The 23321-nt window shown below is 44.1% G+C and carries 20 protein-coding genes and 2 pseudogenes; 17 read left to right on the plus strand and 5 right to left on the minus strand.

Annotated elements, in window-relative coordinates; all coding sequences use genetic code 11:
- Positions 1 to 167: 167 nt before the first annotated feature.
- Positions 168 to 1559 (plus strand): L-cystine transporter TcyP, encoded by a 1392-nt coding sequence (gene tcyP, locus KXZ66_RS04955; RefSeq protein WP_141949371.1) that lies wholly within the window; start codon positions 168 to 170, stop codon positions 1557 to 1559.
- Positions 1560 to 1649: 90 nt separating this feature from the next.
- Positions 1650 to 1751, plus strand: a pseudogene (locus KXZ66_RS22530) (hypothetical protein); the annotation flags it as partial.
- Between the two features lie 104 nt (positions 1752 to 1855).
- Here KXZ66_RS22530 and KXZ66_RS04965 read toward each other — a convergent pair.
- The 3 genes from KXZ66_RS04965 to KXZ66_RS04975 all read right to left on the minus strand — a co-directional run bounded on the left by KXZ66_RS04965 (position 1856) and on the right by KXZ66_RS04975 (position 3558).
- Positions 1856 to 2425, minus strand: coding sequence for a DUF2812 domain-containing protein (locus tag KXZ66_RS04965; protein WP_041851042.1), 570 nt, complete (start codon positions 2423 to 2425; stop codon positions 1856 to 1858).
- Positions 2412 to 2729, minus strand: coding sequence for a PadR family transcriptional regulator (locus KXZ66_RS04970; protein ID WP_021479686.1), 318 nt, complete (start codon positions 2727 to 2729; stop codon positions 2412 to 2414). Before KXZ66_RS04970 ends, KXZ66_RS04965 begins: the two co-directional genes overlap by 14 nt.
- Before the next feature lie 382 nt (positions 2730 to 3111).
- Positions 3112 to 3558, minus strand: a complete 447-nt coding sequence (locus KXZ66_RS04975; RefSeq protein WP_021479685.1) for a hypothetical protein — start codon at positions 3556 to 3558, stop codon at positions 3112 to 3114.
- 149 nt (positions 3559 to 3707) lie between these two features.
- Here KXZ66_RS04975 and KXZ66_RS04980 point away from each other — a divergent pair, with 149 nt between their 5' ends.
- Both KXZ66_RS04980 and KXZ66_RS04985 read left to right on the plus strand, forming a co-directional pair.
- Complete coding sequence (locus tag KXZ66_RS04980) at positions 3708 to 4283, plus strand: YhcN/YlaJ family sporulation lipoprotein (RefSeq protein WP_219144833.1); 576 nt, start codon at positions 3708 to 3710, stop codon at positions 4281 to 4283.
- A 120-nt stretch (positions 4284 to 4403) separates the two neighbouring features.
- The gene (locus KXZ66_RS04985; protein ID WP_141949372.1) at positions 4404 to 5372 is read left to right on the plus strand and encodes a hypothetical protein; all 969 of its coding nucleotides are present in this window, start codon (positions 4404 to 4406) and stop codon (positions 5370 to 5372) included.
- On the opposite strand, the gene KXZ66_RS04990 is transcribed toward KXZ66_RS04985, so the two are convergent.
- Entirely contained in the window at positions 5304 to 5957 is a 654-nt protein-coding gene (locus tag KXZ66_RS04990) for a spore coat protein (protein WP_120027925.1), read from the minus strand. The genes KXZ66_RS04985 and KXZ66_RS04990 overlap by 69 nt on opposite strands.
- 82 nt (positions 5958 to 6039) lie before the next feature.
- Between KXZ66_RS04990 and yhcR the strand changes: the two genes are divergently transcribed.
- Positions 6040 to 9696: a sortase-dependent nonspecific endonuclease YhcR gene (yhcR, locus tag KXZ66_RS04995; RefSeq protein ID WP_219144834.1), complete on the plus strand. Its 3657-nt coding sequence runs from the start codon at positions 6040 to 6042 to the stop codon at positions 9694 to 9696.
- Positions 9693 to 10289 carry a sortase SrtA gene (gene srtA / locus KXZ66_RS05000; protein WP_141949374.1) on the plus strand — a complete coding sequence of 199 codons (597 nt, stop codon included), beginning with the start codon at positions 9693 to 9695 and terminating at the stop codon, positions 10287 to 10289. The genes yhcR and srtA overlap by 4 nt, the downstream gene beginning before the upstream one ends.
- Positions 10290 to 10318: 29 nt before the next feature.
- On the opposite strand, the gene KXZ66_RS05005 is transcribed toward srtA, so the two are convergent.
- Positions 10319 to 11227 (minus strand): RluA family pseudouridine synthase, encoded by a 909-nt coding sequence (locus tag KXZ66_RS05005; protein WP_124048251.1) that lies wholly within the window; start codon positions 11225 to 11227, stop codon positions 10319 to 10321.
- Positions 11228 to 11337: 110 nt separating this feature from the next.
- On the opposite strand from KXZ66_RS05005, the gene KXZ66_RS05010 reads away from it, so the two are divergent.
- The 11 genes and pseudogenes from KXZ66_RS05010 to pgcA all read left to right on the plus strand — a co-directional run bounded on the left by KXZ66_RS05010 (position 11338) and on the right by pgcA (position 23212).
- Positions 11338 to 11733, plus strand: a complete 396-nt coding sequence (locus KXZ66_RS05010; protein ID WP_003233401.1) for a YhcU family protein — start codon at positions 11338 to 11340, stop codon at positions 11731 to 11733.
- 136 nt (positions 11734 to 11869) lie between these two features.
- Positions 11870 to 12292 carry a CBS domain-containing protein gene (locus KXZ66_RS05015; protein WP_003245462.1) on the plus strand — a complete coding sequence of 141 codons (423 nt, stop codon included), beginning with the start codon at positions 11870 to 11872 and terminating at the stop codon, positions 12290 to 12292.
- Positions 12293 to 12419: 127 nt separating this feature from the next.
- Positions 12420 to 13082: an HAD family hydrolase gene (locus KXZ66_RS05020; protein WP_003233396.1), complete on the plus strand. Its 663-nt coding sequence runs from the start codon at positions 12420 to 12422 to the stop codon at positions 13080 to 13082.
- Between the two features lie 15 nt (positions 13083 to 13097).
- A complete protein-coding gene (locus KXZ66_RS05025; protein WP_032725279.1) occupies positions 13098 to 14639 on the plus strand; it encodes a bifunctional GNAT family N-acetyltransferase/carbon-nitrogen hydrolase family protein in 1542 nt (513 codons plus the stop codon).
- 170 nt (positions 14640 to 14809) lie between these two features.
- Positions 14810 to 14911: pseudogene (locus KXZ66_RS22805) on the plus strand (AEC family transporter); the annotation flags it as partial.
- 145 nt (positions 14912 to 15056) lie between these two features.
- Positions 15057 to 16409 (plus strand): aspartate aminotransferase family protein, encoded by a 1353-nt coding sequence (locus KXZ66_RS05030; RefSeq protein WP_003233390.1) that lies wholly within the window; start codon positions 15057 to 15059, stop codon positions 16407 to 16409.
- 27 nt (positions 16410 to 16436) lie between these two features.
- Entirely contained in the window at positions 16437 to 17015 is a 579-nt protein-coding gene (glpP, locus tag KXZ66_RS05035) for a glycerol uptake operon antiterminator GlpP (protein WP_003233388.1), read from the plus strand.
- Between the two features lie 178 nt (positions 17016 to 17193).
- Positions 17194 to 18018 carry a glycerol uptake facilitator protein GlpF gene (gene glpF, locus KXZ66_RS05040; protein WP_003233386.1) on the plus strand — a complete coding sequence of 275 codons (825 nt, stop codon included), beginning with the start codon at positions 17194 to 17196 and terminating at the stop codon, positions 18016 to 18018.
- A gap of 18 nt (positions 18019 to 18036) precedes the next feature.
- The gene (gene glpK, locus KXZ66_RS05045) at positions 18037 to 19527 is read left to right on the plus strand and encodes a glycerol kinase GlpK (RefSeq protein WP_003233384.1); all 1491 of its coding nucleotides are present in this window, start codon (positions 18037 to 18039) and stop codon (positions 19525 to 19527) included.
- Positions 19528 to 19667: 140 nt separating this feature from the next.
- The gene (gene glpD, locus KXZ66_RS05050; RefSeq protein WP_015715569.1) at positions 19668 to 21335 is read left to right on the plus strand and encodes a glycerol-3-phosphate dehydrogenase; all 1668 of its coding nucleotides are present in this window, start codon (positions 19668 to 19670) and stop codon (positions 21333 to 21335) included.
- 131 nt (positions 21336 to 21466) lie between these two features.
- On the plus strand, positions 21467 to 23212 hold the full coding sequence (pgcA, locus tag KXZ66_RS05055) for a phospho-sugar mutase (RefSeq protein ID WP_219144835.1): 1746 nt from the start codon (positions 21467 to 21469) through the stop codon (positions 23210 to 23212).
- Positions 23213 to 23321 lie beyond the last annotated feature (109 nt).

The raw sequence follows: 23321 nt of genomic DNA on the forward strand, positions 1-23321 counted from the left end.
ATCACCCTTATATAAGGTACTAAAGATGGAAGGGAAAGAAAAGAACAAAAAAGGCATTATATAAGGTTTTTTTACTTGAATTGACAAGTTAAAATAATTCGCACTTGACCCATCGGAATTAGTGTAATATAGTAAATGAGAAAATTTGAAGGGAGAGTTTACCTGCTTTGGAGACTTTACTGGTTGTATTACATGTATTTATTTTATTTTTACTTATCTTAGGGCTCTTTGTTATGCAGAAAAAACATGTTTCCTTCTCTAAACGTGTATTTACTGCGCTGGGGCTGGGGATTGTATTCGGATTTGCGCTTCAGCTGATTTACGGCCCGACTTCAAATATAGTCATTCAAACAGCCGACTGGTTTAATATTGCCGGGGGCGGATATGTCAAATTGCTTCAGATGGTTGTCATGCCGCTCGTCTTTATTTCGATTCTCGGCGCATTTACAAAGCTGAAGCTGACAAAAAATCTTGGGAAAATCAGCGGTTTGATTATCGGGATTTTAGTAGCAACAACAGCTGTTGCTGCAGCTGTCGGTATCGCGTCCGCGCTTTCATTTGATCTGCAGGCGATTCAGGTTGACCAAGGAAGTACAGAGCTTTCACGGGGGCAGGAGCTTCAGCAGAAATCAGAGGATATGACAGCGAAAACGCTGCCGCAGCAGATTGTTGAACTGCTGCCTGGAAACCCGTTTTTAGATTTCACGGGAGCTAGACCGACTTCAACAATCGCTGTCGTTATTTTTGCCGCTTTCCTTGGAGTGGCATTCCTCGGAGTAAAACACAAACAGCCGGAACAGGCAGAAACATTTAAAAAACTGGTTGATGCCGTTTATGCCATTATCATGCGTGTTGTCACACTCATTTTGAGACTGACGCCTTATGGGGTGCTGGCCATCATGACAAAAACAATTGCCACGAGTGATCTTGACAGCATTCTAAAACTGGGCATGTTCGTGATTGCTTCATATGCCGCGTTAATCACTATGTTTATCATTCATTTGCTGCTGCTGACGTTCAGCGGCTTGAATCCGGTGATTTATTTGAAAAAAGCGGTGCCTGTACTTGTATTTGCATTTACGTCAAGGTCTAGCGCAGGTGCTTTACCGCTGAATATTAAAACACAGAGAAGCATGGGTGTACCGGAGGGAATCGCAAACTTTGCCGGTTCGTTCGGTCTTTCGATCGGCCAAAATGGATGTGCCGGCATTTATCCTGCGATGCTGGCGATGATGATTGCTCCGACTGTCGGCCAAAATCCATTTGACCCGGTGTTTATTATCACTGTTATCGCAGTCGTTGCCATCAGCTCCTTCGGTGTTGCCGGAGTCGGCGGCGGAGCGACATTCGCGGCGCTTCTTGTTTTATCATCATTAAACATGCCTGTCGCGCTTGCTGGTTTGTTAATCTCAATTGAACCGTTAATCGACATGGGGCGTACTGCTTTGAATGTCAGCGGAAGCATGACATCCGGTCTTATTACAAGTAAGGTCACAAAGGAAATTGATCAAGGGGCATTTCATGATCAATCCAGAGTGATTGAAGCTGAAGAAGCGTAACATATGAAAACGTGTAATCCGACAGGATTACACGTTAATAAGACCCATGAACCTTGTAATATAAAGGTTTCATGGGTTTCTTTTTCTCATTTTTGGGGAAGATCAGCCGGCATTGCTGATCAATGGATTGATTTAATTGAAATGAAAATTGCTTTTTTAACGAGTATTCATGGTATCTTGGAAGACGCCAACTAATCTGAGGCACACATAAAAGATTCCTGCTAGACGATGAGTATCCAAATCTAATTCAATCGTGCTTCATTGAATTAAAAAAGTTCATAATGAACCTCTTCGCATTATTTTTCTATTAACATTGAATACTTTCGATACACTTTATAGAAACTGGCCGCAAATAAAACAACCATAAGGGCGGGAAGCGACCTCAAAAGAGCAAATGGAGTTTCAAATAAAAATGCTTTCCAAAACCATTCACCTTTCATACTCCAAAGACCTTCAGTTAAATATAAACCTGAATCCTTATAGATCATATAAGAAAAAAACAAACACATGAAACCTAAACCAGAAGAATAATTCATCAATCTTTTATAATAATTACTCTTTGATTGGCGATCCGAGAAGATTTCATTTTGACCATCATCTTCTTTTTGCCAATATCGAATCCCACTAAGCCAAGGGCCATTTATATAATTCCAACCGAAGTCTTCATATATCGCTTTGTAATCTTTGAACTTTTTCTTTGGTAAAATATCTTGGTAATCCAGTCTGATCACATATCTCTTGTCGGTTTTTACGAAAGTGTATATTCCTAATCCACTAATATTTGTACAACGATAGCCTTTTTGTAATTGCTCATTCAGCCATTGTTCCTCTTTTTCAATATCAAAAAACATCTTAAATTTCTTCATTCGATTCACTTCCTTCGTACAAGGATAAAATATGCAATAACCTATCTTGTTCCATTTTTAAAATGGCGCTTCCTTCTTCAGTTATCATGTAAACTTTTCTCCGGCCTGACTCTCCAACAGGTTCAATCCAACCATGCTTATTCAAGTTTTCAATTGCACCGTATAATGTACCCGCTGCTAAAATAACAGTACCGTTACTTATCTTTTCTATCTTCTGCATTACGGCATAGCCATGGAGCGGCTCACGCAGAGCTAATAAAATATAATGCATGGTTTCAGACAATGGTAATAATTTGTGTTTCATATCTGCACCCTCTATTCAGTTCGACTATATAGTTCAACTTAATAATAATGTAATACAGTTCAACTGAATAGTCAATAGCATTTTACAACGCTCGAGTAAATTCTTAATGTTGAGTGTTGAAGCAAGAAACAAAATGAAAAGTATTCTGCCTTTTTCAGCTTTAGATGAGTAATGAATCAATAAAGATTGCTTCGGATAGAGTGGCAGCACAAACAAAAAAATCCTTCAAACGTTCTCATTGAACGAAAGAAGGATTTTTTTAGCTCATCAATTGTACTCCAAATAGGCGGAAAAATATAGAAAACAAGAAGTTTAGAAAAAAACACCTTAAAGGCAATATCTATTTGAGCCCTTATGCAATCCGACAGGATTACACGTTTTTTTAACGGCCGGGTTCTAAGTCCTCCAGCATTTCCATCATCGTGTTGTCGTCCATGACATTCATTGCGCTTTGTTCAAAATGGATGGGTTCAGCATAATGCGGCTGTCTTTTTTTCGCGGCTGTCTCAGTTTGCCTAGTTTGAGACTGTGTATGCTGATGCTGTGGTTGCTGCTGTTCTGCGTGCTGGTGCTGACGGCCATTTTGCCGCTGGCTTTGATGCTGCGAACGGTCCTGGTTATCACCGCTGCCGCCGCCAAATGCTTGTTTGACTATGTTTCCTACATTAGAAGCATCAAACGTGTTATTTTCTGAATTTCGTCTGTTCATTTGTCCTGTGATAAACCCGCTGATTCTGTGGCGGATCTGAGGTGATAATGCAGCAATAAGCATAGTTGATCCTATGATCAATGCTGTGGGGCTGATTCCTCTTCGCTGGTTGAACAACATGATCCCTCCTTTGCAATGTATTCATATTTTCCCCCTCATTAGACAAATTAACCGTTATATTTCCCGGGAAAGCATTTCCTCCAGATTTGCATGCATAATTAAAGCCAGTTAGAAAAACCTATACGTAAAGTGATAAAGGAGGAATTCACATGCTTGGAAAAAAACAAGTTCTTGCGTCTGTGCTTCTTATCCCTTTGCTTATGACTGGCTGCGGTGTGGCCGACCAAGGTGAGGGCAGACGTGATAATAATGATGTAAGAAATGTAAATTATCGAAATCCGGCCAATGACGATATGCGCAATGTAAACAACCGGGATAATGTTGACAACAATGTTACTGATAATGTCAATAACAATAACAATCGTGTAAATGACGATAATAACAACGACCGGAAACTCGAGGTTGCTGATGAAGCAGCTGATAAAGTAACAGACCTAAAAGAAGTAAAACATGCCGATGTCATTGTTGCTGGAAATCAAGCTTACGTTGCAGTCGTTTTAACTAATGGAAATAAAGGTGCAGTAGAAGACAATTTGAAGAAAAAAATAGCCAAAAAGGTAAGATCTACTGACAAAAACATTGATAATGTTTACGTTTCAGCTAACCCTGATTTTGTAGAGCGTATGCAAGGATATGGAAAGCGCATTCAAAATGGTGACCCAATCGCCGGATTATTTGATGAATTTAAACAAACTGTACAGCGCGTATTCCCTAACGCTGAATAAATAAAAAAAGCCGCACAATTTGTGCGGCTTTTTCTTTGCGTTAATGACACACTGCGAACTCAGGCTGCATAGAGTAAAAATAAAAAGGTACAAGACGGACCGGCTCAGGGAGGGAGACGTTTGCGGGATGGCATAGGAAAGCGTGCGGCATCCGCTCTATTCCTGTGCGGAGTCCTTGTGATGCTGGCTGTAAGCTCAGCCATCGTATCAAGCGCGATGTATATCCTGTCTTTTCCAGGTCAGGCATCTGGAATAACAAAAGAACAAGTGACGAAGCACATGAAGAAAGAGTCATTCAAACAGGCCGATATTTATTACACTTCTAAGGAAAAGTCCTTACTGCCATTGACGAAAGAAACGCTTGAATATGCGGTCAGTATTAATCAGATTATGATTGGATATTCGAATCAAAAGCCTATTGACATTATTTTTTTTCCTAATGAAAAACAGATGGAGGCTTACTCCGGTTTATTGGATGTAGTCGGTTTTTATTCTGAGCGGGAGCAGTTGATTGGACTGTTGCCTGAAGAGAAAAAGAAACTGTTAGAAGGGGACGAGGTAGCGGTTTATTTGTACCAGAGATTGTTGATTCATGAATACTCGCACCATGCGTTTCATCAGAAATTGAAGGAGCTTGAGACGGATCCCGATGAGTTTCCGTTATGGTTTCATGAAGGGTTAAGCGAGTGGATTGCGAACTATGAATTGCTCATAGATCCGATCACGTTTTCTGTCGTGCCCTTTGACCGTTTGCAGACTGATCGAGACTGGCAGGAAGCCAGAGCCGAATATGACACTGATGTCTATTTGCAAAGCTTTTATATGATCGATGAGCTGACCGGCAAATATGGGAAAGACATTATTTCAGAAATGATTAAGGAAACAGCAAAAAAAGGGGACTTTGAAAAAGGGTTTAAATCAGCAACAAAGGAAAGTCTTGATCAATTTGAAAAAGATTTTAAGAAAAAATTCGAAAAAAACAGTGCGGCATTGGATAGTATCTATCCAATGCCTTTGTTATTAGTGAAGTCCTTGCTGACCCATTCCGCCTTGTGTCGGAGGTATTTGTCCTTGGGCAGGGGCGAATGAATTTCTCAGCTGTTCCATATCCTGCGCATCAAGCTGAGGAACCTGGTAATAGCCGTGTTTGTTTTGGTATAGGAAAATTTCAAATGCCATTTCAACATACTCCTGAATTTGCGCAGACAGTACGCGTCTTACGGCCGGATTTGTCATTTCCAGAGAAGCCATCGTCAGCATAGAAGCTTGTGCTTTAATCGCGCAAAGCATTTGTCGGCTGATGATGCTGTCATCAATATCATTCATGGATTGAACAGGTTTTTTAGGCTGTGACGGCTGCATGCCGTAAACAGTCTGATTGTCTTCCTTCATCATATAAGTTGCTGTTTTTTGTGAAGGTTCGCTTCCTGTTTTGAAGCATTCTGCAGTTATATTGTATTGAGATGTGATGAATTGATGTTGACGATCAAGGATGTTTAATAATTCTTGATCCTTACAGAATTGTCTCAGCATCATAAACTGATCAAGCACAGTAAGTGTTCCGGAAAGCACCTCATGCATATCAAACATTTCATGTCCGCCATGGTTTTTATGCGGTTTGCCAGGAATACCTTTGTTCATTTGGGATTGCTGCTGCTGATTGAACTGATCCAAACCGAATTCCTCCTTTTTTTTCAGATCAGCTGTATTTTGTGTCAGTCTGCCGCTTATTATGCAGAAGCCTGAAAGGAATTATATGCTGTCTGTCGAAATGATAGACAGACAAAGTCATTGTCATTATGTGTATATTAAGGGAGGAAATATGATGAAGCGTATTCTGCATATTGTGTTGATCACGGCATTGATGTTCTTAAATGTAATGTACACGTGCGAAGCTGTAAAAGCAGCTGAACCGCAGCAGCCTATATCAGTTGAGAAGGCAATACAGCAAAAAGAAGGACAGGCGCTTATCGAAGGATATGCAGTCGGCCAGGCTGTTTCCCCACTGCATTATAAGTTGACAAGTCCTTTTTCAAATGATTATAATGTCGCGCTGGCAGACCGTAAAAACGAGACATCGCCTGATCACATCCTTCCTGTGCAAATCCCCTCCGCCTTCAGAAGCCAATTTGGGCTGCAAACCAATCCGCTTCTTCTTGGGAAAAAGATAACGGTTCAAGGAAAGCTTGAAAATTACTTTAACACGACAGGACTTAAAAACGTTCAGTCGATGAACGTAACCGATGACACGAAAACTCCGCCGGCTGAACAGCCAGTGACCATAAATGAAGCACGGGGAAGGCTGAATGAAGAAGTAACGATAAAAGGGATCATTACAGCTGATCAAAACGCAATCGGAGGCGGGAAGCTGTCGACCTTTTTGCAAGATGAAACCGGAGGCATTAACATTTATTCGCCATCCCCTGAACAATTTCCCGAATTAAAAGAGGGTATGGATGTCACGGTGACAGGGAAAATCACGTCTTACCAGGGGCTGAAAGAAATCGTTCCAAGCTCATCAGGCATCAAAATCAACCAGTCAAATCAATCCCTCCCCGCCCCCAAACACTTAACAATCAATGAACTTATTAACGGCAGCCTAGGTGATCAGTATGAAGGACGCCTTGTGAAACTAACCGCTTTTGTTTCCTCAATTCCAAGTTCTCCTGCCGGCGGCGGTTACAATGTAACAATGATTGATGACGACCATCATGCAATGACGCTCCGGGTTATGAATGAAACAGGGGTGATAGACGAGCTTGATGAGGGCAAATGGTATGACTTTACCGGTGTGTTAAGCAGATACCAAACCTTTCAGCTGCTTCCGCGAAAATCGGCTGACCTGAAGCTGCTTGAAGAGCAGCCTGCACCTCCGTCTGCGGAGGGAGAATATGAAGGGATTGTTGACCGGGTCGTTGACGGCGATACCATTCATCTCAAATCTCCGGTGCTTGGCACGACAAAAATCCGGTTTGTAAATGTAGATACACCCGAAACATATCACACACCAAAAAATGACGCAGATGAAAATCAATTAAGATTTGGCAAAAAAGCATCTGACTATCTAAAAACGGTTCTGTCCCCAGGTGATAAAATTACTGTCAAGGTCGGAAGTGAAGCCAAGGACAGCTATGGCAGACTTCTCGGACAAGTCATAACCGAATCAGGATCAAACGTGAACTTAGAGCTTGTGAAAAATGGATATGCTCCGACGTATTTTATTTGGCCGGTTGACAATGAAGAGGATTACCAGCAGTTTCAGGCCGCAGTAGCCACTGCAAAAAAAGACCAAAAAGGAATCTGGAATGAAAACGATCCGCTCATGGAAATGCCGTTTGAATTCAGAGCCAGAGAGCAAAGGAAAGGCTTGACAAGATATGTAGGGGATTCGTCGAATAAAACATATGTGCAGCCAGCTGACTGGAAGAAGGTAGCTGTGGAAAACAGAATTTTCTTCGCTTCAGCAAGTGAAGCGGAGAGCGCGGGATATAAAAAAAGGCAAACGGCACCTCAAGAACATGTGCCGCTTAGAATTCTCAGCATGAATGATTTGCATGGCAAAATTGATCAGCAATATGAGCTTGATCTTGATGGAAATGGAACTGTAGACGGCACGTTTGGACGCATGGATTATGCCGCCGCATATTTAAAAGAAAAAAAGGCTGAAAAGAAAAACTCGCTGATTGTGCACGCAGGAGATATGATCGGCGGAAGCTCTCCAGTTTCCTCTCTTCTTCAGGATGAACCGACTGTAGAACTGATGGAGGACATCGGATTTGATGTCGGAACCGTGGGAAACCACGAATTTGATGAAGGCACGGATGAACTGCTGAGGATCTTAAATGGCGGTGATCATCCGAAAGGCACAAGCGGTTATGATGGACAGAACTTTCCCCTTGTATGTGCCAATTGTAAAATGAAATCAACTGGAGAGCCCTTTTTGCCGGCTTATGACATCATAAATGTGGAGGGCGTACCCGTTGCTTTTATCGGAGTTGTCACACAGTCGGCAGCTGGCATGGTTATGCCTGAAGGAATAAAAAATATCAAGTTTACAGATGAAGCAACAGCGGTGAATAAGGCGGCCAAAGAGCTGAAGAAAAAAGGCGTGAAGGCCATCGCGGTTCTCGCACATATGTCAGCTGAACAAAACGGCAACGCCATTACCGGTGAGTCCGCTGATCTTGCAAACAAAACAGATTCTGAAATTGACGTGATTTTTGCCGCGCATAATCATCAGGTTGTTAACGGTGAAGTGAATGGAAAACTGATTGTTCAAGCGTTTGAATATGGAAAAGCGATAGGTGTCGTTGATGTAGAGATCGATAAAACGACAAAAGACATTGTCAAAAAGTCCGCGGAAATCGTATATGTTGATCAAAGTAAAATCGAACCGGATGTCAGCGCGTCAGACATTTTAAAGAAATACGAAACAATTGCGGAACCGATTATCAGCGAGGTAGTCGGCGAAGCCGCTGTTGATATGGAAGGGGGGTATTCAAATGACGGCGATACACCTCTTGGAAACCTGATTGCGGATGGTATGAGAACTGCCATGAAAACGGATTTTGCCCTTATGAATGGCGGCGGCATACGTGAAGCGCTGAAGAAGGGCCCAATTACGTGGGGAGATCTTTACAATATTCAGCCATTTGGAAATGTGTTAACGAAGCTTGAGATTAAAGGAAAAGATTTAAGAGAGATTATCAATGCTCAAATCTCGCCGGTTTTTGGGCCTGACTACAGCATCAGCGGGTTTACGTATACGTGGGATAAAGAAACCGGAAAAGCAGTTGATTTAAAAATGGCAGATGGCACCGAGATCCAGCCCGATGCCACATATACATTGACTGTCAACAACTTTATGGCGACGGCGACAGGGACCAAATATCAGCCAATCGGACTGCTGGGAAAAAATCCGGTGACAGGGCCTGAGGATTTGGAAGCGACAGTTGAGTACGTGAAAAGTTTTGATGAGCCAATTGCGTATACAAAAGAGGGAAGAATTAAGCTTGCTGAAGCCAGTGATATTGAAGACCCTGTAACAGAAGACCCTATTACGGAAGAGCCTGGAGATGATCCGGTGACGGAGGATCCGATTAAAGAGGATCCAAGGCCAGGTGAAGATTTGCCTGATATAAAAGAAACTCCGGGAACAGCACCGGTTCATCAGCTGCCGCCTTCAGCCATTTCGAGATTCAATGAAATACCAATCAACAACACAAAAAACGCTGATACTGCTAATAGCATCAGCACATTGCCGTTACGAAACGAGGGCGGGGAAAGCGGGTCTGAGCATCCGCTTCCAGATACATCAGCAAACTACTATAACTTTATGATAATCGGTGCGGCGGTGACATTGTCAGGAACTTATCTATATGTCAGAAGAAAAAGGAGCGCCTCCAGAACGTGAAAAAAATTATTCCACTATTCATCATTGCTGCCGGCCTAGTGATCGCAGGCTATGGAGGCTTTAAATTGATCGATACGAATATGAAAACGGAACAGACATTAAAAGAAGCAAAACTGGCGGCTGAAAAGCCGCAGGAACTTTTGGGGACGAAAAATAGCACAGATCAAGCAAAGAACAAAGCATCATTTAAGCCTGAGACCGGCCAAGCGAGCGGCATTTTGGAAATACCGAAAATCAATGCAGAGCTTCCGATCGTGGAGGGCACCGATGCTGATGATTTAGAAAAAGGTGTCGGGCATTACAAGGACAGCTATTATCCTGATGAAAACGGACAAATTGTGCTGTCGGGGCATCGGGATACCGTGTTTCGCCGGACGGGAGAGCTGAAAAAGGGGGATCGGCTCCGCATTCTCCTGTCATATGGAGAATTCAGATATGAAATTGTAAAAACAAAAATTGTCGATAAGGATGACACATCTATTATCACGCTCCAGCATGAAAAGGAAGAGCTGATTCTGACGACCTGTTATCCGTTTTCATACGTCGGAAATGCCCCGAAGCGCTATATTATATATGGAAAACGAGTGACTTAAAAAGCCGAGGCAGTGCCTGCGGCTTTTCTTCATGAAAAATATGTGTGGCAAAGGTTTTTCATATCAGCAGGGAAAGGGGCTTCAGCAACTATGAGCTCGTCTGTTATCGGATGAACCGCTTGTACTTTATTGGCGTGCAGTGCCTGCCTGTTTAGCAGCTTGCTCCCGCCTCCGTAAAGCGAGTCTCCTGTCAACGGATGGCCGAGGCTCGCCAGATGAACACGGATTTGGTGTGTTCTGCCTGTTTCCAGCTCTAATTCAACGAGTGACAGCCGTTCTTTCGCATTGCTGGCCATTACCTTGAAATGAGTGACAGCTGTTTGCCCGCCTGGTGAAACCCGGCGTCTTGTCGGGTGTGAACGGTCTCTGCCGATTGGTGAATTAATTGTCCCTTTTTTCGTCCGTAGCTTACCTTCAGCGATGGCGGTATACGTACGCTTCAGCGTCTTTTTCTCTAACTGCTGGTCTAAGATGGCGTGTGCCAAACGATGCTTGGCAAAAACGATAGCGCCAGATGTATCCTGATCAAGACGATGGACGTGGCGCACCTTACATGTTTCACCATTTATCTGATAATGATAAGCGATCAAATTAGCCAGTGTGCCGGTTTGCCCATCCTCATTCGGATGCGTCGCGATGCCAGCGGGTTTATTGACGATGAGCATATGATTGTCCTCATATAAAATATCAAGCTCGCCATACTCCGGAATGACCGAAGATGCTTCACTTTCCTGAAGATCAATGAACACACGGTCTCCCTTTTTTACAATCATATTGTTTAAGACGGATTCGTGATTGACCTTTATCTGTTGATGGGACATCCAGTCTTGTATCACTGGTTTAGAAGCTTTGAGCGCTGTTTTGAGTACGGAAAACAGCCATTGACCGTCCTGTTTTTCATTGATGAGGATCTCAAGCCCTCTGCCTTTTTGGTTCATGTTAAATGGCTCCTTTTCGAAGCGGAAGGCTGCTGTTTCTCATAGGAAACACTTACCTTAGCTTTCGCGTTTTTTTCTGTGCTATTCTTGAGTAAGACTTAGGATATTCGATGGCAAGAAAGGTGATTGACGTGAGAATTGTGAACGCAGCAACTGCAGAACAGGAGAGCTTTATCAAGGAGCTGTCTATGGAGCTGATCCATGATGTATTTCCTCTTTATTTCTCCGAACTGGACATTCAGCGCTTTAAAAAGAAAGGCGTTCTGTCTTTAAATAACCATTATTACCAAGGAACATTAAAAGAAGCATTTCAAATTATGGCTTGTCTGCAAATGATACATATTATCCTGACCAAGCCTTCGCCGCACTCTGATTTGAGTGATCAGGCGATTTTTGAAAAAAACAGCAAGATGCTGAATGATTTTGGGATTTATTTTCCGTTTGCTTTTTCTGACTTTCAAAAGAAGACTAACAAAGCCTTTTTCGGTCAAAGAAGGCTGATATAATCATGTGGCAAGAGCTTTTCTATTTTTAGAAAAGCTCTTTTTGTATCAGAGAAATCATATCATAAAACCTTTCCTCTAACTCCCTTTTTAAACGGCTCGTGTCTGAACATACTAATGATTGAAAGGGGTGCTGACAATGAGTTCAGTTAAAGATACAATGACAACGCAGGTGGCAACCGTTTCTCCGAATCAAACGATTCAGGAAGCGGCTTCTCTAATGAAACAGCATAACGTCGGGGCGATCCCCGTTGTAGAGCAAGGTGTTTTAAAAGGAATGCTGACTGACCGTGACATTGCATTAAGAACTACAGCTCAGGGCCGTGATGGCCAGACACCCGTTTCAGAAGTGATGTCAACAGAACTCGTATCAGGAAACCCTAATATGAGTCTGGAAGACGCGTCGCAGCTGATGGCCCAGCACCAAATCCGCCGCCTTCCTATTGTAGATCAAAACAATCTAGTCGGGATCGTTGCGCTTGGAGACCTGGCAGTCAATCAGATGTCGAACGAGTCTGCGGGATCAGCGCTGACAAACATTTCTCACCAAAACATTCATTAATAAGAAAGAGCTTGCAGTGTGCAGGCTCTTTCTTCACATAAAACCTTACTTTTTGAAAGCAGACTTGTTTCGGGGTATAGTTGAGTGTATACATATGTCTCAATTCGGACTAAAGGAGTTGTACCCAGTGATTAAAGCGTTAATTTTTGATTTTGACGGGCTTATTCTAGATACAGAAACACACGAATATGAGGTTCTTCAGGAAATATTTGAAGAGCACGGCTCAGTGCTGCCGCTATCTGTCTGGGGGAAGGTCATCGGAACTGCTGCGGGTTTCCGGCCATTTGACTATTTAGAAGAGCAGATCGGGAAAAAGCTGAACCATGAAGAGCTCACACAATTGAGAAGAGAGCGGTTCGCCAAACGCATGGAAACAGAAAAAGCGAGACCTGGTGTCGAAGCGTATTTGAATGCGGCAAAGGATTTAGGCTTAAAAATAGGCCTTGCCTCCAGCTCTGATTATAAATGGGTTTCCGGCCATTTGAAGCAAATCGGCCTGTTTGATGATTTTGAAGTTATTCAAACGGCTGATGATGTGGAAGAGGTGAAGCCGAATCCTGAACTCTATTTATTGGCGGCAAAGAACCTCGGGGTATCGCCAGCGGAATGTCTCGCGTTTGAGGATTCTGTCAATGGTTCGATTGCTGCGAAACGTGCAGGCATGAAGTGTGTCATTGTCCCGAATAAAGTAACGGGTACCTTGATGTTTGAAGACTATGATCACAGGCTTGAATCAATGGCGGAGATGGAGCTCGCCCTATTGCTTGATCATCTGAACTCACAAAACTAGAAAGGAGCGAGTAGGTTGTCTGAGAAATTAGATTTGACCCGGTTTGAAAAGAAAATGGTTATCCGCAATATCGAAGAGAAAGACATCGACAAGATTATCGATCTTCAAAAGGACTGCTTTCCAGGAATGGAGCCTTGGAAGCGGGAGCATTTAATCAGCCATTTGGAGCATTTTCCAGAAGGGCAGTTTTGTGCAGAATTCGAAGGTGAAATTATCGGTTCGTGCTCAAGTCTCCTGATTAACTTTGATGAATATGATGACCGTCATACATGGCAGGACATTACAGATGACGGTTATATCACCAACCATAATCCTGACGGCTTGAATATGTATGGAATTGAAGTCATGGTGGACCCGAAGTACAGACGAATGAAGATTGGCCACCGTTTGTACGAGGCGAGAAAGGACTTAGCCAGACGCTTAAACCTGAAAAGCATCATCATAGGCGGACGGATTCCAAACTATCACAAATATGCAGAGGAAATGACAGCGAGAGAGTATGTTGAACAGGTGACACGCCACCAAATTTACGATCCGGTTCTTTCTTTTCAGCTGATGAACGGCTTTACCCTTATGCGAATTAACCCGAACTATCTCCCGGATGATACAGCTTCGATCAAGTATGCGACGCTGATGGAATGGAATAATGTGGATTATCTACCGCAGCAGACAAAACGCTATTATAAATCGGCGTTCCCTGTTAGAATTTGTGTGATCCAATACGAAATGAAGAAAATTTATTCCTTTGAGGAATTTGCGAATCAAGTAGAATACTATGTCGATGTTGCTTCCGACGCAAGATCTGATTTTGCGGTGTTCCCGGAAATTTTTACAACCCAGCTGATGTCCTTCCTTGAGGAACGGTCACCGAGCTTGGCGGTGCAGAGAATTACCGAGTATACAGAAGATTACATCAGCCTGTTTACTGACTTGGCTGTGAAGTATAACGTCAACATTATCGGCGGATCTCATTTCGTCGAAGAGGAAGGCAAGATCTATAATATCGCTTACCTGTTCAGACGGGACGGAACGATCGAGAAGCAATACAAACTCCATATTACGCCGAATGAACGCAAATGGTGGGGGATCAGCGCAGGAGACCAAGTTCGCGTGTTTGATACGGACTGCGGGAAAATCGCGATCCAGATCTGTTATGACATTGAATTTCCTGAGCTTGCCCGGATTGCGGCTGATAAAGGAGCCAAAATCATCTTTACGCCATTTTGTACAGAAGACCGTCAAGGCTATCTGCGTGTCAGATACTGTTCGCAGGCTAGAGCGGTTGAAAATCAAATTTATACGGTTATCTCTGGAACGGTCGGAAACCTTCCGCAAACGGAAAACATGGATATCCAATACGCCCAGTCAGGCATCTTTGCCCCGTCTGATTTTGAATTCGCTCGTGACGGCATTGTCGGCGAAACAAACCCGAATATTGAAATGGTCGTCATCGGCGATGTTGACCTGGAAATTCTCAGAAGACAGCGCCAAAACGGTACAGTGCGCCAGCTAAAAGACAGACGGCGTGATATTTATCATATTCAATATAAAAAATAATTCCCAAAAAACCCGCCTGAATTGGCGGGTTTTTTAAAACAAAAGCGTAATTGTTTAGGTGCTATCTTTAAAATAAAAGTAGGTATAGTGGAGGTGCCTTATGGAGTTTCTGTATTTTCGCCATTTCCTATATCATACAGAAAACGGCTAGGCTTCACATTGCTATTGCAATGGCTGTCCAAGTTGTTTCGAGTGCGACCTTTATCAGTACGATGCTGAGCATTGTCACTTTGCCTGTTTTGCTTTGGAAGCTGCATCCTCTTTCTTCTTGAGAAAGGGGATGTTTTATTATTTACGCGGTTTATTGACTCTGACCCGGTCTGGCTTTATATTGAAGGCAGGGAAATCATCACCAAGACATCACATAAAGAGAAGGTCTGTTTCAATTGAATTGGCATTATAGGGAACGCTAATGAAATGGAGATGATGGGGATGGAAAACATTCAGCAAAATCAGGGATTAAAGCAAAAAGATGAGCAATTTGTGTGGCATGCCATGAAGGGAGCGCATCAAGCGGACAGCCTGATAGCCCAGAAGGCTGAGGGGGCCTGGGTAACCGACATAGACGGACGCCGCTATTTGGATGCGATGTCCGGTTTGTGGTGCGTCAACATTGGTTACGGCAGAAAGGAGCTTGCGGAGGCTGCCTATGAGCAACTAAAGGAGCTGCCTTACTACCCGTTAACGCAAAGTCACGCACCCGCAATCCAACTGGCGGAAAAGCTGAATGAATGGCTTGGCGGCGATTATGTTATCTTTTTTTCCAACAGCGGATCGGAAGCAAACGAAACTGCTTTTAAAATTGCCCGCCAGTACCATCTGCAAAACGGCGACCACAGCCGTTATAAATTCATCTCAAGATATCGGGCATACCACGGCAATACATTGGGAGCGCTCTCAGCTACCGGACAGGCGCAGCGGAAATATAAATACGAGCCTTTGAGCCAAGGGTTCCTGCATGCAGCTCCGCCAGATATATACCGGAATCCTGATGATGCAGACACGCTTGAAAGCGCAAATGAAATCGACCGCATCATGACATGGGAATTAAGCGAAACGATTGCCGGGGTCATTATGGAGCCCATCATTACAGGCGGAGGCATCCTAATGCCGCCGGACGGATATATGAAGAAGGTGGAGGACATTTGCCGGCGCCACGGAGCCCTTTTGATTTGCGATGAAGTGATCTGCGGGTTTGGACGGACAGGCGAGCCGTTCGGGTTTATGCACTACGGTGTGAAGCCTGATATCATTACGATGGCAAAGGGAATCACAAGCGCGTATCTGCCATTGTCAGCGACTGCTGTGAAACGGGACATTTTCGAAGCGTATCAGGGGGAAGCTCCTTATGACCGTTTCCGCCACGTAAACACGTTCGGCGGAAGCCCGGCTGCCTGTGCTTTGGCGTTGAAAAACCTGCAAATTATGGAGGACGAACAGTTGATTCAGCGATCCCGCGATCTTGGAGCAAAGCTTTTAGGTGAGCTTCAAGCTCTGAGAGAACACCCGGCAGTCGGGGATGTTAGAGGAAAAGGGCTGCTGATCGGAATCGAACTCGTCAAAGACAAATTGACTAAAGAGCCGGCTGATGCCGCCAAAGTAAACCAAGTGGTTGCGGCGTGCAAAGAAAAAGGGCTGATCATCGGCAAAAACGGCGATACAGTCGCCGGCTACAACAATGTCATCCAGCTTGCGCCGCCATTTTGCCTGACAGAAGAGGACCTTTCCTTTATCGTGAAAACGGTGAAAGAAAGCTTTCAAACGATATAATATAAAAGTGAATTATTAAAGGAGCACATGATGAGTTTTCACAACCAGCCGATCTTACCGGCTATTCGCAATATGAAGCAATTTGATGAGTTTTTGAACAGTTCGTTCTCTTACGGTGTTATTCTTGATATTCATCTCGGCCAGCTGAAGGGCGTGATCAAAGAAGCGCAAAAGCACGGAAAGAACATGATGGTGCACGTCGATCTCATTCAAGGGATTAAGCATGACGAATACGGTGCGGAATTTATATGCCAGGATATCAAGCCCGCTGGGATTATTTCCACAAGATCGAATGTGATTGCCAAAGCGAAGCAGAAGAAAATTTATGCCATTCAGCGCCTGTTTTTGCTTGATACAAGCGCGATGGAGAAAAGCATGGAGTTTATCGGCAAGCATAAGCCTGACTTCATCGAAGTGCTTCCCGGCATCGTTCCGTCACTCATTCAGGAAATAAAAGAGAAAACAGGGATTCCCATCTTTGCCGGGGGTTTCATCCGTACGGAAGAGGATGTAGAGCAGGCATTGAAAGCGGGGGCTGTAGCTGTCACAACGTCTAATACCAAATTGTGGAAAAAATATGAAAACTTTTTGACGGAAAGTGATTGACACCGCTTTCATGCACTGATACAATTGCACTAGGTTAATACATTGTGATGGAGAACTCGGAGACCACAGCAGCTCTTTACGGCAAATGTTTATGCACCCGTAAAGCGGTTTGTTGTGGTTTTTTTATTCTCTTCTTCTCTATCATGCTTTTTAATCGTGACTTTAGGAGGAATGTGCTATGACAGCATTTTGGGGAGAAGTCATCGGTACGATGCTGCTTATCATTTTTGGTGCAGGTGTTTGTGCAGGTGTCAATTTAAAGAAATCGCTTTCATTCCAGTCTGGCTGGATTGTTGTTGTATTTGGATGGGGATTGGGTGTTGCCATGGCGGCATACGCGGTTGGCGGCATCAGCGGTGCCCATTTGAATCCGGCGCTAACGATAGCGCTTGCATTTGTAGGAGATTTTCCTTGGAAAGAGGTTCCGGTTTATATTGCGGCGCAAATGATCGGAGCGATCATCGGTGCGGTGATTATTTACCTGCATTACCTCCCGCACTGGAAGTCAACGGATGATCCCGCTGCCAAGCTGGGTGTTTTCTCAACAGGGCCCAGCATTCCGCATACATTTGCAAACGTTTTAAGCGAAGTGATTGGGACATTTGTCCTTGTACTTGGAATCTTGGCCATTGGGGCAAATCAATTTACAGAAGGACTTAATCCTTTAATCGTCGGTTTCCTCATTGTAGCAATCGGTATTTCTCTGGGAGGCACCACCGGCTATGCTATCAATCCTGCACGTGACTTAGGTCCGCGGATAGCCCACGCTTTTCTTCCGATTCCGGGGAAGGGCTCATCAAACTGGAAATACGCATGGGTTCCGGTAGTCGGCCCGATTTTAGGCGGATCATTCGGCGGCGTATTTTACAACGCTGCATTTAAAGGGCACATCACAAGCAGCTTCTGGATTGTAAGCGTTATATTGGTTGTGGTATTGTTAGGACTCTATGTTTATACGAAATCACATTCTGCTAAAACATTATCAAATTCTAAATATATTTAAACAAAGGGGAGACATCTTATGGAAACGTACATTTTATCCTTAGATCAGGGGACGACAAGTTCAAGAGCGATTCTGTTTAATAAAGAAGGCAAAATTGTCCACTCTGCTCAAAAGGAATTTACACAATACTTCCCGCATCCTGGCTGGGTTGAGCATAATGCCAATGAAATTTGGGGCTCTGTCCTCGCGGTTATCGCCTCAGTCATCTCTGAATCAGGAATCAGCGCTTCTCAAATTGCCGGCATCGGCATCACGAACCAGCGCGAGACGACGGTTGTGTGGGATAAAGATACAGGAAGTCCTGTCTATAATGCAATCGTTTGGCAGTCCAGACAGACGTCCGGCATTTGTGAGGAACTTCGTGAAAAAGGATATAATGATAAATTCAGAGAAAAAACTGGGCTTTTAATCGATCCATACTTCTCCGGCACGAAGGTGAAGTGGATTTTAGACAATGTGGAAGGCGCGAGAGAAAAAGCGGAAAAAGGCGAGCTGCTGTTTGGAACGATTGATACGTGGCTCATTTGGAAAATGTCAGGCGGAAAAGCGCATGTGACCGATTACTCCAATGCCTCAAGAACACTGATGTTTAATATTTACGATTTAAAATGGGACGATGAACTGCTCGACATTCTAGGCGTACCGAAATCCATGCTCCCTGAAGTGAAGCCGTCCTCTCATGTGTATGCGGAGACTGTTGATTATCACTTCTTCGGAAAAAATATCCCGATTGCTGGAGCGGCAGGCGACCAGCAGTCCGCATTGTTCGGCCAGGCATGCTTTGAAGAAGGCATGGGGAAAAACACTTACGGCACAGGATGTTTCATGCTGATGAATACCGGGGAAAAAGCAATTAAGTCCGAACATGGGCTTTTGACAACAATCGCTTGGGGCATTGACGGAAAAGTGAACTATGCGTTAGAAGGAAGCATTTTTGTCGCTGGCTCTGCCATCCAGTGGCTTAGAGACGGATTGAGAATGTTCCAGGATTCATCGCTTAGCGAATCTTATGCAGAGAAAGTGGATTCAACTGACGGCGTGTATGTTGTTCCGGCCTTTGTCGGACTGGGCACGCCTTACTGGGACAGTGATGTGCGCGGTTCGGTTTTCGGCCTGACAAGAGGGACAACAAAAGAGCACTTTATCCGTGCGACACTGGAGTCATTGGCTTATCAGACAAAAGATGTGCTTGACGCAATGGAAGCAGACTCAAACATTTCATTAAAGACGCTTCGTGTAGACGGAGGAGCTGTGAAAAACAATTTCCTAATGCAGTTCCAAGGAGACCTGTTGAATGTTCCTGTGGAGCGCCCGGAAATTAATGAAACGACTGCACTTGGCGCGGCTTATTTGGCGGGTATCGCTGTGGGATTCTGGAAGGACCGTTCTGAAATCGCGAACCAGTGGAATCTGGATAAACGGTTTGAGCCTGAATTAGAAGAAGAAAAACGAAATGAGCTGTATAAAGGCTGGCAAAAAGCCGTGAAAGCAGCTATGGCTTTCAAATAAAGTAATACTATGGTATAATGGTTACAAGTTAATAAGAACGGTCCTGAGATGAGGAGAGACCACAGCACCAAAGTGTAAGCATGCACTTTGGCTGTTGTGGTCTCTTTTTCTATTTACCGTGACAACAAGGAGGAAACGTAATGATGAAACATCAATTTTCAAGTCTTGAAAGAGATCGCATGTTGACAGACATGACGAAAAAAACATATGACCTATTTATTATCGGAGGAGGAATTACAGGAGCCGGAACAGCTCTTGACGCGGCATCAAGGGGAATGAAGGTCGCACTAAGCGAAATGCAGGACTTTGCGGCGGGAACATCAAGCCGATCAACGAAGCTGGTACATGGCGGCTTGCGCTATTTAAAACAATTTGAAGTGAAAATGGTCGCTGAGGTAGGAAAAGAGCGGGCGATTGTGTATGAAAACGGCCCGCATGTCACTACACCGGAATGGATGCTGCTTCCGTTTCATAAAGGCGGCACATTCGGTTCATTTACAACATCTATCGGGTTAAGAGTTTATGACTTCCTTGCAGGTGTGAAAAAGTCAGAACGAAGAAGCATGCTTTCAGCAAAAGAAACGCTGCAAAAAGAGCCTTTGGTGAAAAAAGACGGCTTAAAAGGCGGCGGGTACTATGTGGAATACCGCACTGACGATGCGAGACTGACCATCGAAGTCATGAAGGAAGCGGTGAAATTCGGGGCAGAGCCTGTGAATTACTCCAAAGTGAAGGAGCTTCTTTACGAAAAAGGCAAAGCCGTCGGCGTATTAATTGAAGATGTGCTGACAAAGAAAGAATATAAAGTGTATGCGAAAAAAATTGTCAATGCTACAGGCCCTTGGGTCGATCAGCTCAGAGAAAAAGACCATTCGAAAAACGGGAAGCATTTGCAGCATACAAAAGGCATTCACCTTGTATTTGACCAGTCTGTCTTTCCGCTGAAACAGGCTGTATATTTCGATACACCTGATGGCCGGATGGTATTTGCGATTCCTCGTGAAGGCAAAACATACGTGGGAACAACAGACACTGTTTACAAAGAGGCGCTGGAGCATCCGCGGATGACAACGGAGGATCGTGATTATGTCATCAATTCAATCAATTACATGTTCCCGGAACTGAATATCACTGCGAATGACATCGAATCCAGCTGGGCGGGGCTGCGTCCGCTGATTCATGAAGAAGGCAAAGATCCTTCTGAAATTTCACGGAAAGACGAGATTTGGACATCTGACTCAGGCCTGATCACCATTGCCGGCGGAAAATTGACTGGATACAGAAAAATGGCGGAGCACATCGTTGATCTTGTCCGTGATCGCTTAAAAGAAGAAGGCGAAAAGGATTTTGGACCATGTAAAACGAAAAACATGCCAATCTCTGGCGGGCACGTCGGCGGTTCGAAAAATCTCATGTCCTTCGTTACCGCAAAAACAAAAGAAGGAATTGCAGCCGGATTATCAGAAAAAGACGCAAAACAGCTTGCGATCAGATACGGCTCTAACGTAGATCGTGTCTTTGACCGGGTAGAAGCGCTGAAAGATGAGGCCGCGAAACGCAACATTCCGGTTCATATTCTTGCTGAGGCAGAATACAGTATAGAAGAAGAGATGACTGCAACCCCTGCTGACTTCTTTGTCCGCAGAACGGGACGTTTATTTTTTGATATCAATTGGGTAAGAACATATAAAGATGCCGTTATTGATTTTATGAGCGAGCGATTCCAATGGGATGAGCAGGCAAAAAACAAACATACAGAAAACCTCAACAAGCTTTTACACGATGCGGTCGTACCGCTTGAACAATAAATCATAACGGGCTGTCTGCAGCCCGTTATTTCTTTTTACGTGCCGAAAGGGCCAGATCTCAGGTTATCAAGTGACAGAGGCACCCGCTTCATATAAAATAATGGCATAAGCTGATACATAGGAGGACGAATATGACTTGGAGAAAGAGCTATGAACGCTGGAAACAGACAGAACATTTAGACCCGGAATTAAAAGAGCGCCTTATTGAATTAGAGGGGAATGAACAGGCCCTTGAGGACTGTTTCTATAAAGACCTTGAATTCGGTACCGGCGGAATGCGCGGGGAAATCGGCGCCGGGACAAATCGGATGAATATTTACACTGTGCGCAAAGCATCGGCCGGGTTTGCGGCATACATCTCGAAGCAAGGTGAGGAAGCGAAAAAACGGGGCGTTGTCATTGCTTATGATTCCCGTCATAAATCTCCGGAGTTCGCGATGGAAGCGGCAAAAACACTTGCGACACAAGGCATCCAAACATACGTGTTTGATGAGCTTCGCCCGACGCCAGAGCTGTCATTCGCTGTCAGACAGCTGAACGCTTATGGGGGAATTGTGGTAACGGCAAGCCATAACCCGCCTGAATATAACGGCTACAAAGTATACGGGGATGATGGCGGCCAGCTGCCTCCAAAGGAAGCGGACATCGTCATTGAGCAGGTAAACGCGATTGAAAATGAGCTGACGATCACAGTGGACGAAGAAAATAAGTTAAAAGAAAAAGGCTTAATCAAAATCATCGGTGAAGATATTGATAAAGTTTATACAGAAAAACTGACGTCCATTTCTGTACATCCTGAATTATCGGAAGAAGTAGATGTAAAGGTTGTTTTCACACCGCTGCATGGAACTGCAAATAAACCGGTCAGACGCGGTCTTGAAGCACTCGGCTACAAAAATGTAACGGTTGTCAAAGAACAGGAACTGCCGGATTCAAACTTCTCCACTGTTACATCGCCAAACCCGGAAGAGCATGCGGCATTCGAATATGCCATTAAGCTTGGGGAGGAGCAGAATGCAGATATTCTCATCGCGACAGATCCTGATGCTGACCGCCTCGGCATCGCGGTGAAAAACGATCAAGGCAAATATACAGTGCTGACAGGAAACCAAACCGGAGCGCTGCTGCTTCATTACCTGCTTTCTGAAAAGAAAAAACAAGGTATCCTGCCTGATAACGGTGTTGTTCTCAAAACGATCGTCACAAGTGAAATCGGCCGTGCTGTAGCTTCTTCATTCGGCCTTGATACGATTGATACGCTGACTGGCTTTAAGTTTATCGGTGAAAAGATTAAGGAATACGAGGCATCAGGCCAGTATACCTTCCAATTCGGTTATGAAGAGAGCTACGGTTATTTAATCGGGGATTTTGCCCGCGATAAGGACGCCATTCAGGCTGCGCTTTTGGCAGTTGAAGTTTGCGCGTTCTATAAAAAACAGGGAATGTCATTGTATGAGGCGCTCATCAATCTCTTTAACGAGTATGGTTTTTATCGTGAAGGGCTGAAGTCCTTGACGCTGAAAGGCAAACAAGGAGCAGAGCAAATTGAAGCGATTCTTGCTTCCTTCAGACAAAATCCGCCGCAGAAAATGGCGGGCAAACAGGTTGTCACAGCAGAAGATTACGCTGTAAGCAAACGGACGCTTCTGACTGAAAGCAAAGAAGAAGCCATCGACTTGCCAAAATCAAATGTATTGAAATACTTCCTGGAAGACGGGTCTTGGTTCTGTCTTCGTCCTTCAGGAACTGAGCCGAAGGTGAAATTTTATTTCGCCGTAAAAGGGTCATCTTTGGAAGACAGTGAACAGCGTCTTGCCTCCCTTTCTGAAGATGTAATGAAGACGGTGGATGAAATTGTTGAGTCAACAGCAAAATAATTCAAGTATGAGCTGGGTCATTGTAAATGATCCGGCTTTTTCTTTTTCTCATCCAAAAGTCTGAAAGAAAATCATCCTACAAGTGAAGCAATGAAATACAAAAAACTGG

The sequence above is a fragment of the Bacillus sp. LJBS17 genome (assembly GCF_019334685.1).
In the GTDB taxonomy this organism is placed as follows: domain Bacteria; phylum Bacillota; class Bacilli; order Bacillales; family Bacillaceae; genus Bacillus; species Bacillus subtilis.

What these genes read in the sequence shown, in the direction of transcription:
- KXZ66_RS04965 (WP_041851042.1), bottom strand. Translation starts at nt 2,425, where the DNA reads ATGAAGAAATTTAAGATGTTTTTTGATATTGAAAAAGAGGAACAATGG.
- KXZ66_RS04970 (WP_021479686.1), bottom strand. Translation starts at nt 2,729, where the DNA reads ATGAAACACAAATTATTACCATTGTCTGAAACCATGCATTATATTTTA.
- KXZ66_RS04975 (WP_021479685.1), bottom strand. Translation starts at nt 3,558, where the DNA reads ATGTTGTTCAACCAGCGAAGAGGAATCAGCCCCACAGCATTGATCATA.
- KXZ66_RS04980 (WP_219144833.1), top strand. Translation starts at nt 3,708, where the DNA reads ATGCTTGGAAAAAAACAAGTTCTTGCGTCTGTGCTTCTTATCCCTTTG.
- yhcR (WP_219144834.1), top strand. Translation starts at nt 6,040, where the DNA reads ATGCTGTCTGTCGAAATGATAGACAGACAAAGTCATTGTCATTATGTG.
- KXZ66_RS05005 (WP_124048251.1), bottom strand. Translation starts at nt 11,227, where the DNA reads ATGAACCAAAAAGGCAGAGGGCTTGAGATCCTCATCAATGAAAAACAG.
- KXZ66_RS05010 (WP_003233401.1), top strand. Translation starts at nt 11,338, where the DNA reads ATGGCAAGAAAGGTGATTGACGTGAGAATTGTGAACGCAGCAACTGCA.
- KXZ66_RS05015 (WP_003245462.1), top strand. Translation starts at nt 11,870, where the DNA reads ATGAGTTCAGTTAAAGATACAATGACAACGCAGGTGGCAACCGTTTCT.
- KXZ66_RS05030 (WP_003233390.1), top strand. Translation starts at nt 15,057, where the DNA reads ATGGAGATGATGGGGATGGAAAACATTCAGCAAAATCAGGGATTAAAG.
- glpP (WP_003233388.1), top strand. Translation starts at nt 16,437, where the DNA reads ATGATGAGTTTTCACAACCAGCCGATCTTACCGGCTATTCGCAATATG.
- glpF (WP_003233386.1), top strand. Translation starts at nt 17,194, where the DNA reads ATGACAGCATTTTGGGGAGAAGTCATCGGTACGATGCTGCTTATCATT.
- glpK (WP_003233384.1), top strand. Translation starts at nt 18,037, where the DNA reads ATGGAAACGTACATTTTATCCTTAGATCAGGGGACGACAAGTTCAAGA.
- glpD (WP_015715569.1), top strand. Translation starts at nt 19,668, where the DNA reads ATGATGAAACATCAATTTTCAAGTCTTGAAAGAGATCGCATGTTGACA.
- pgcA (WP_219144835.1), top strand. Translation starts at nt 21,467, where the DNA reads ATGACTTGGAGAAAGAGCTATGAACGCTGGAAACAGACAGAACATTTA.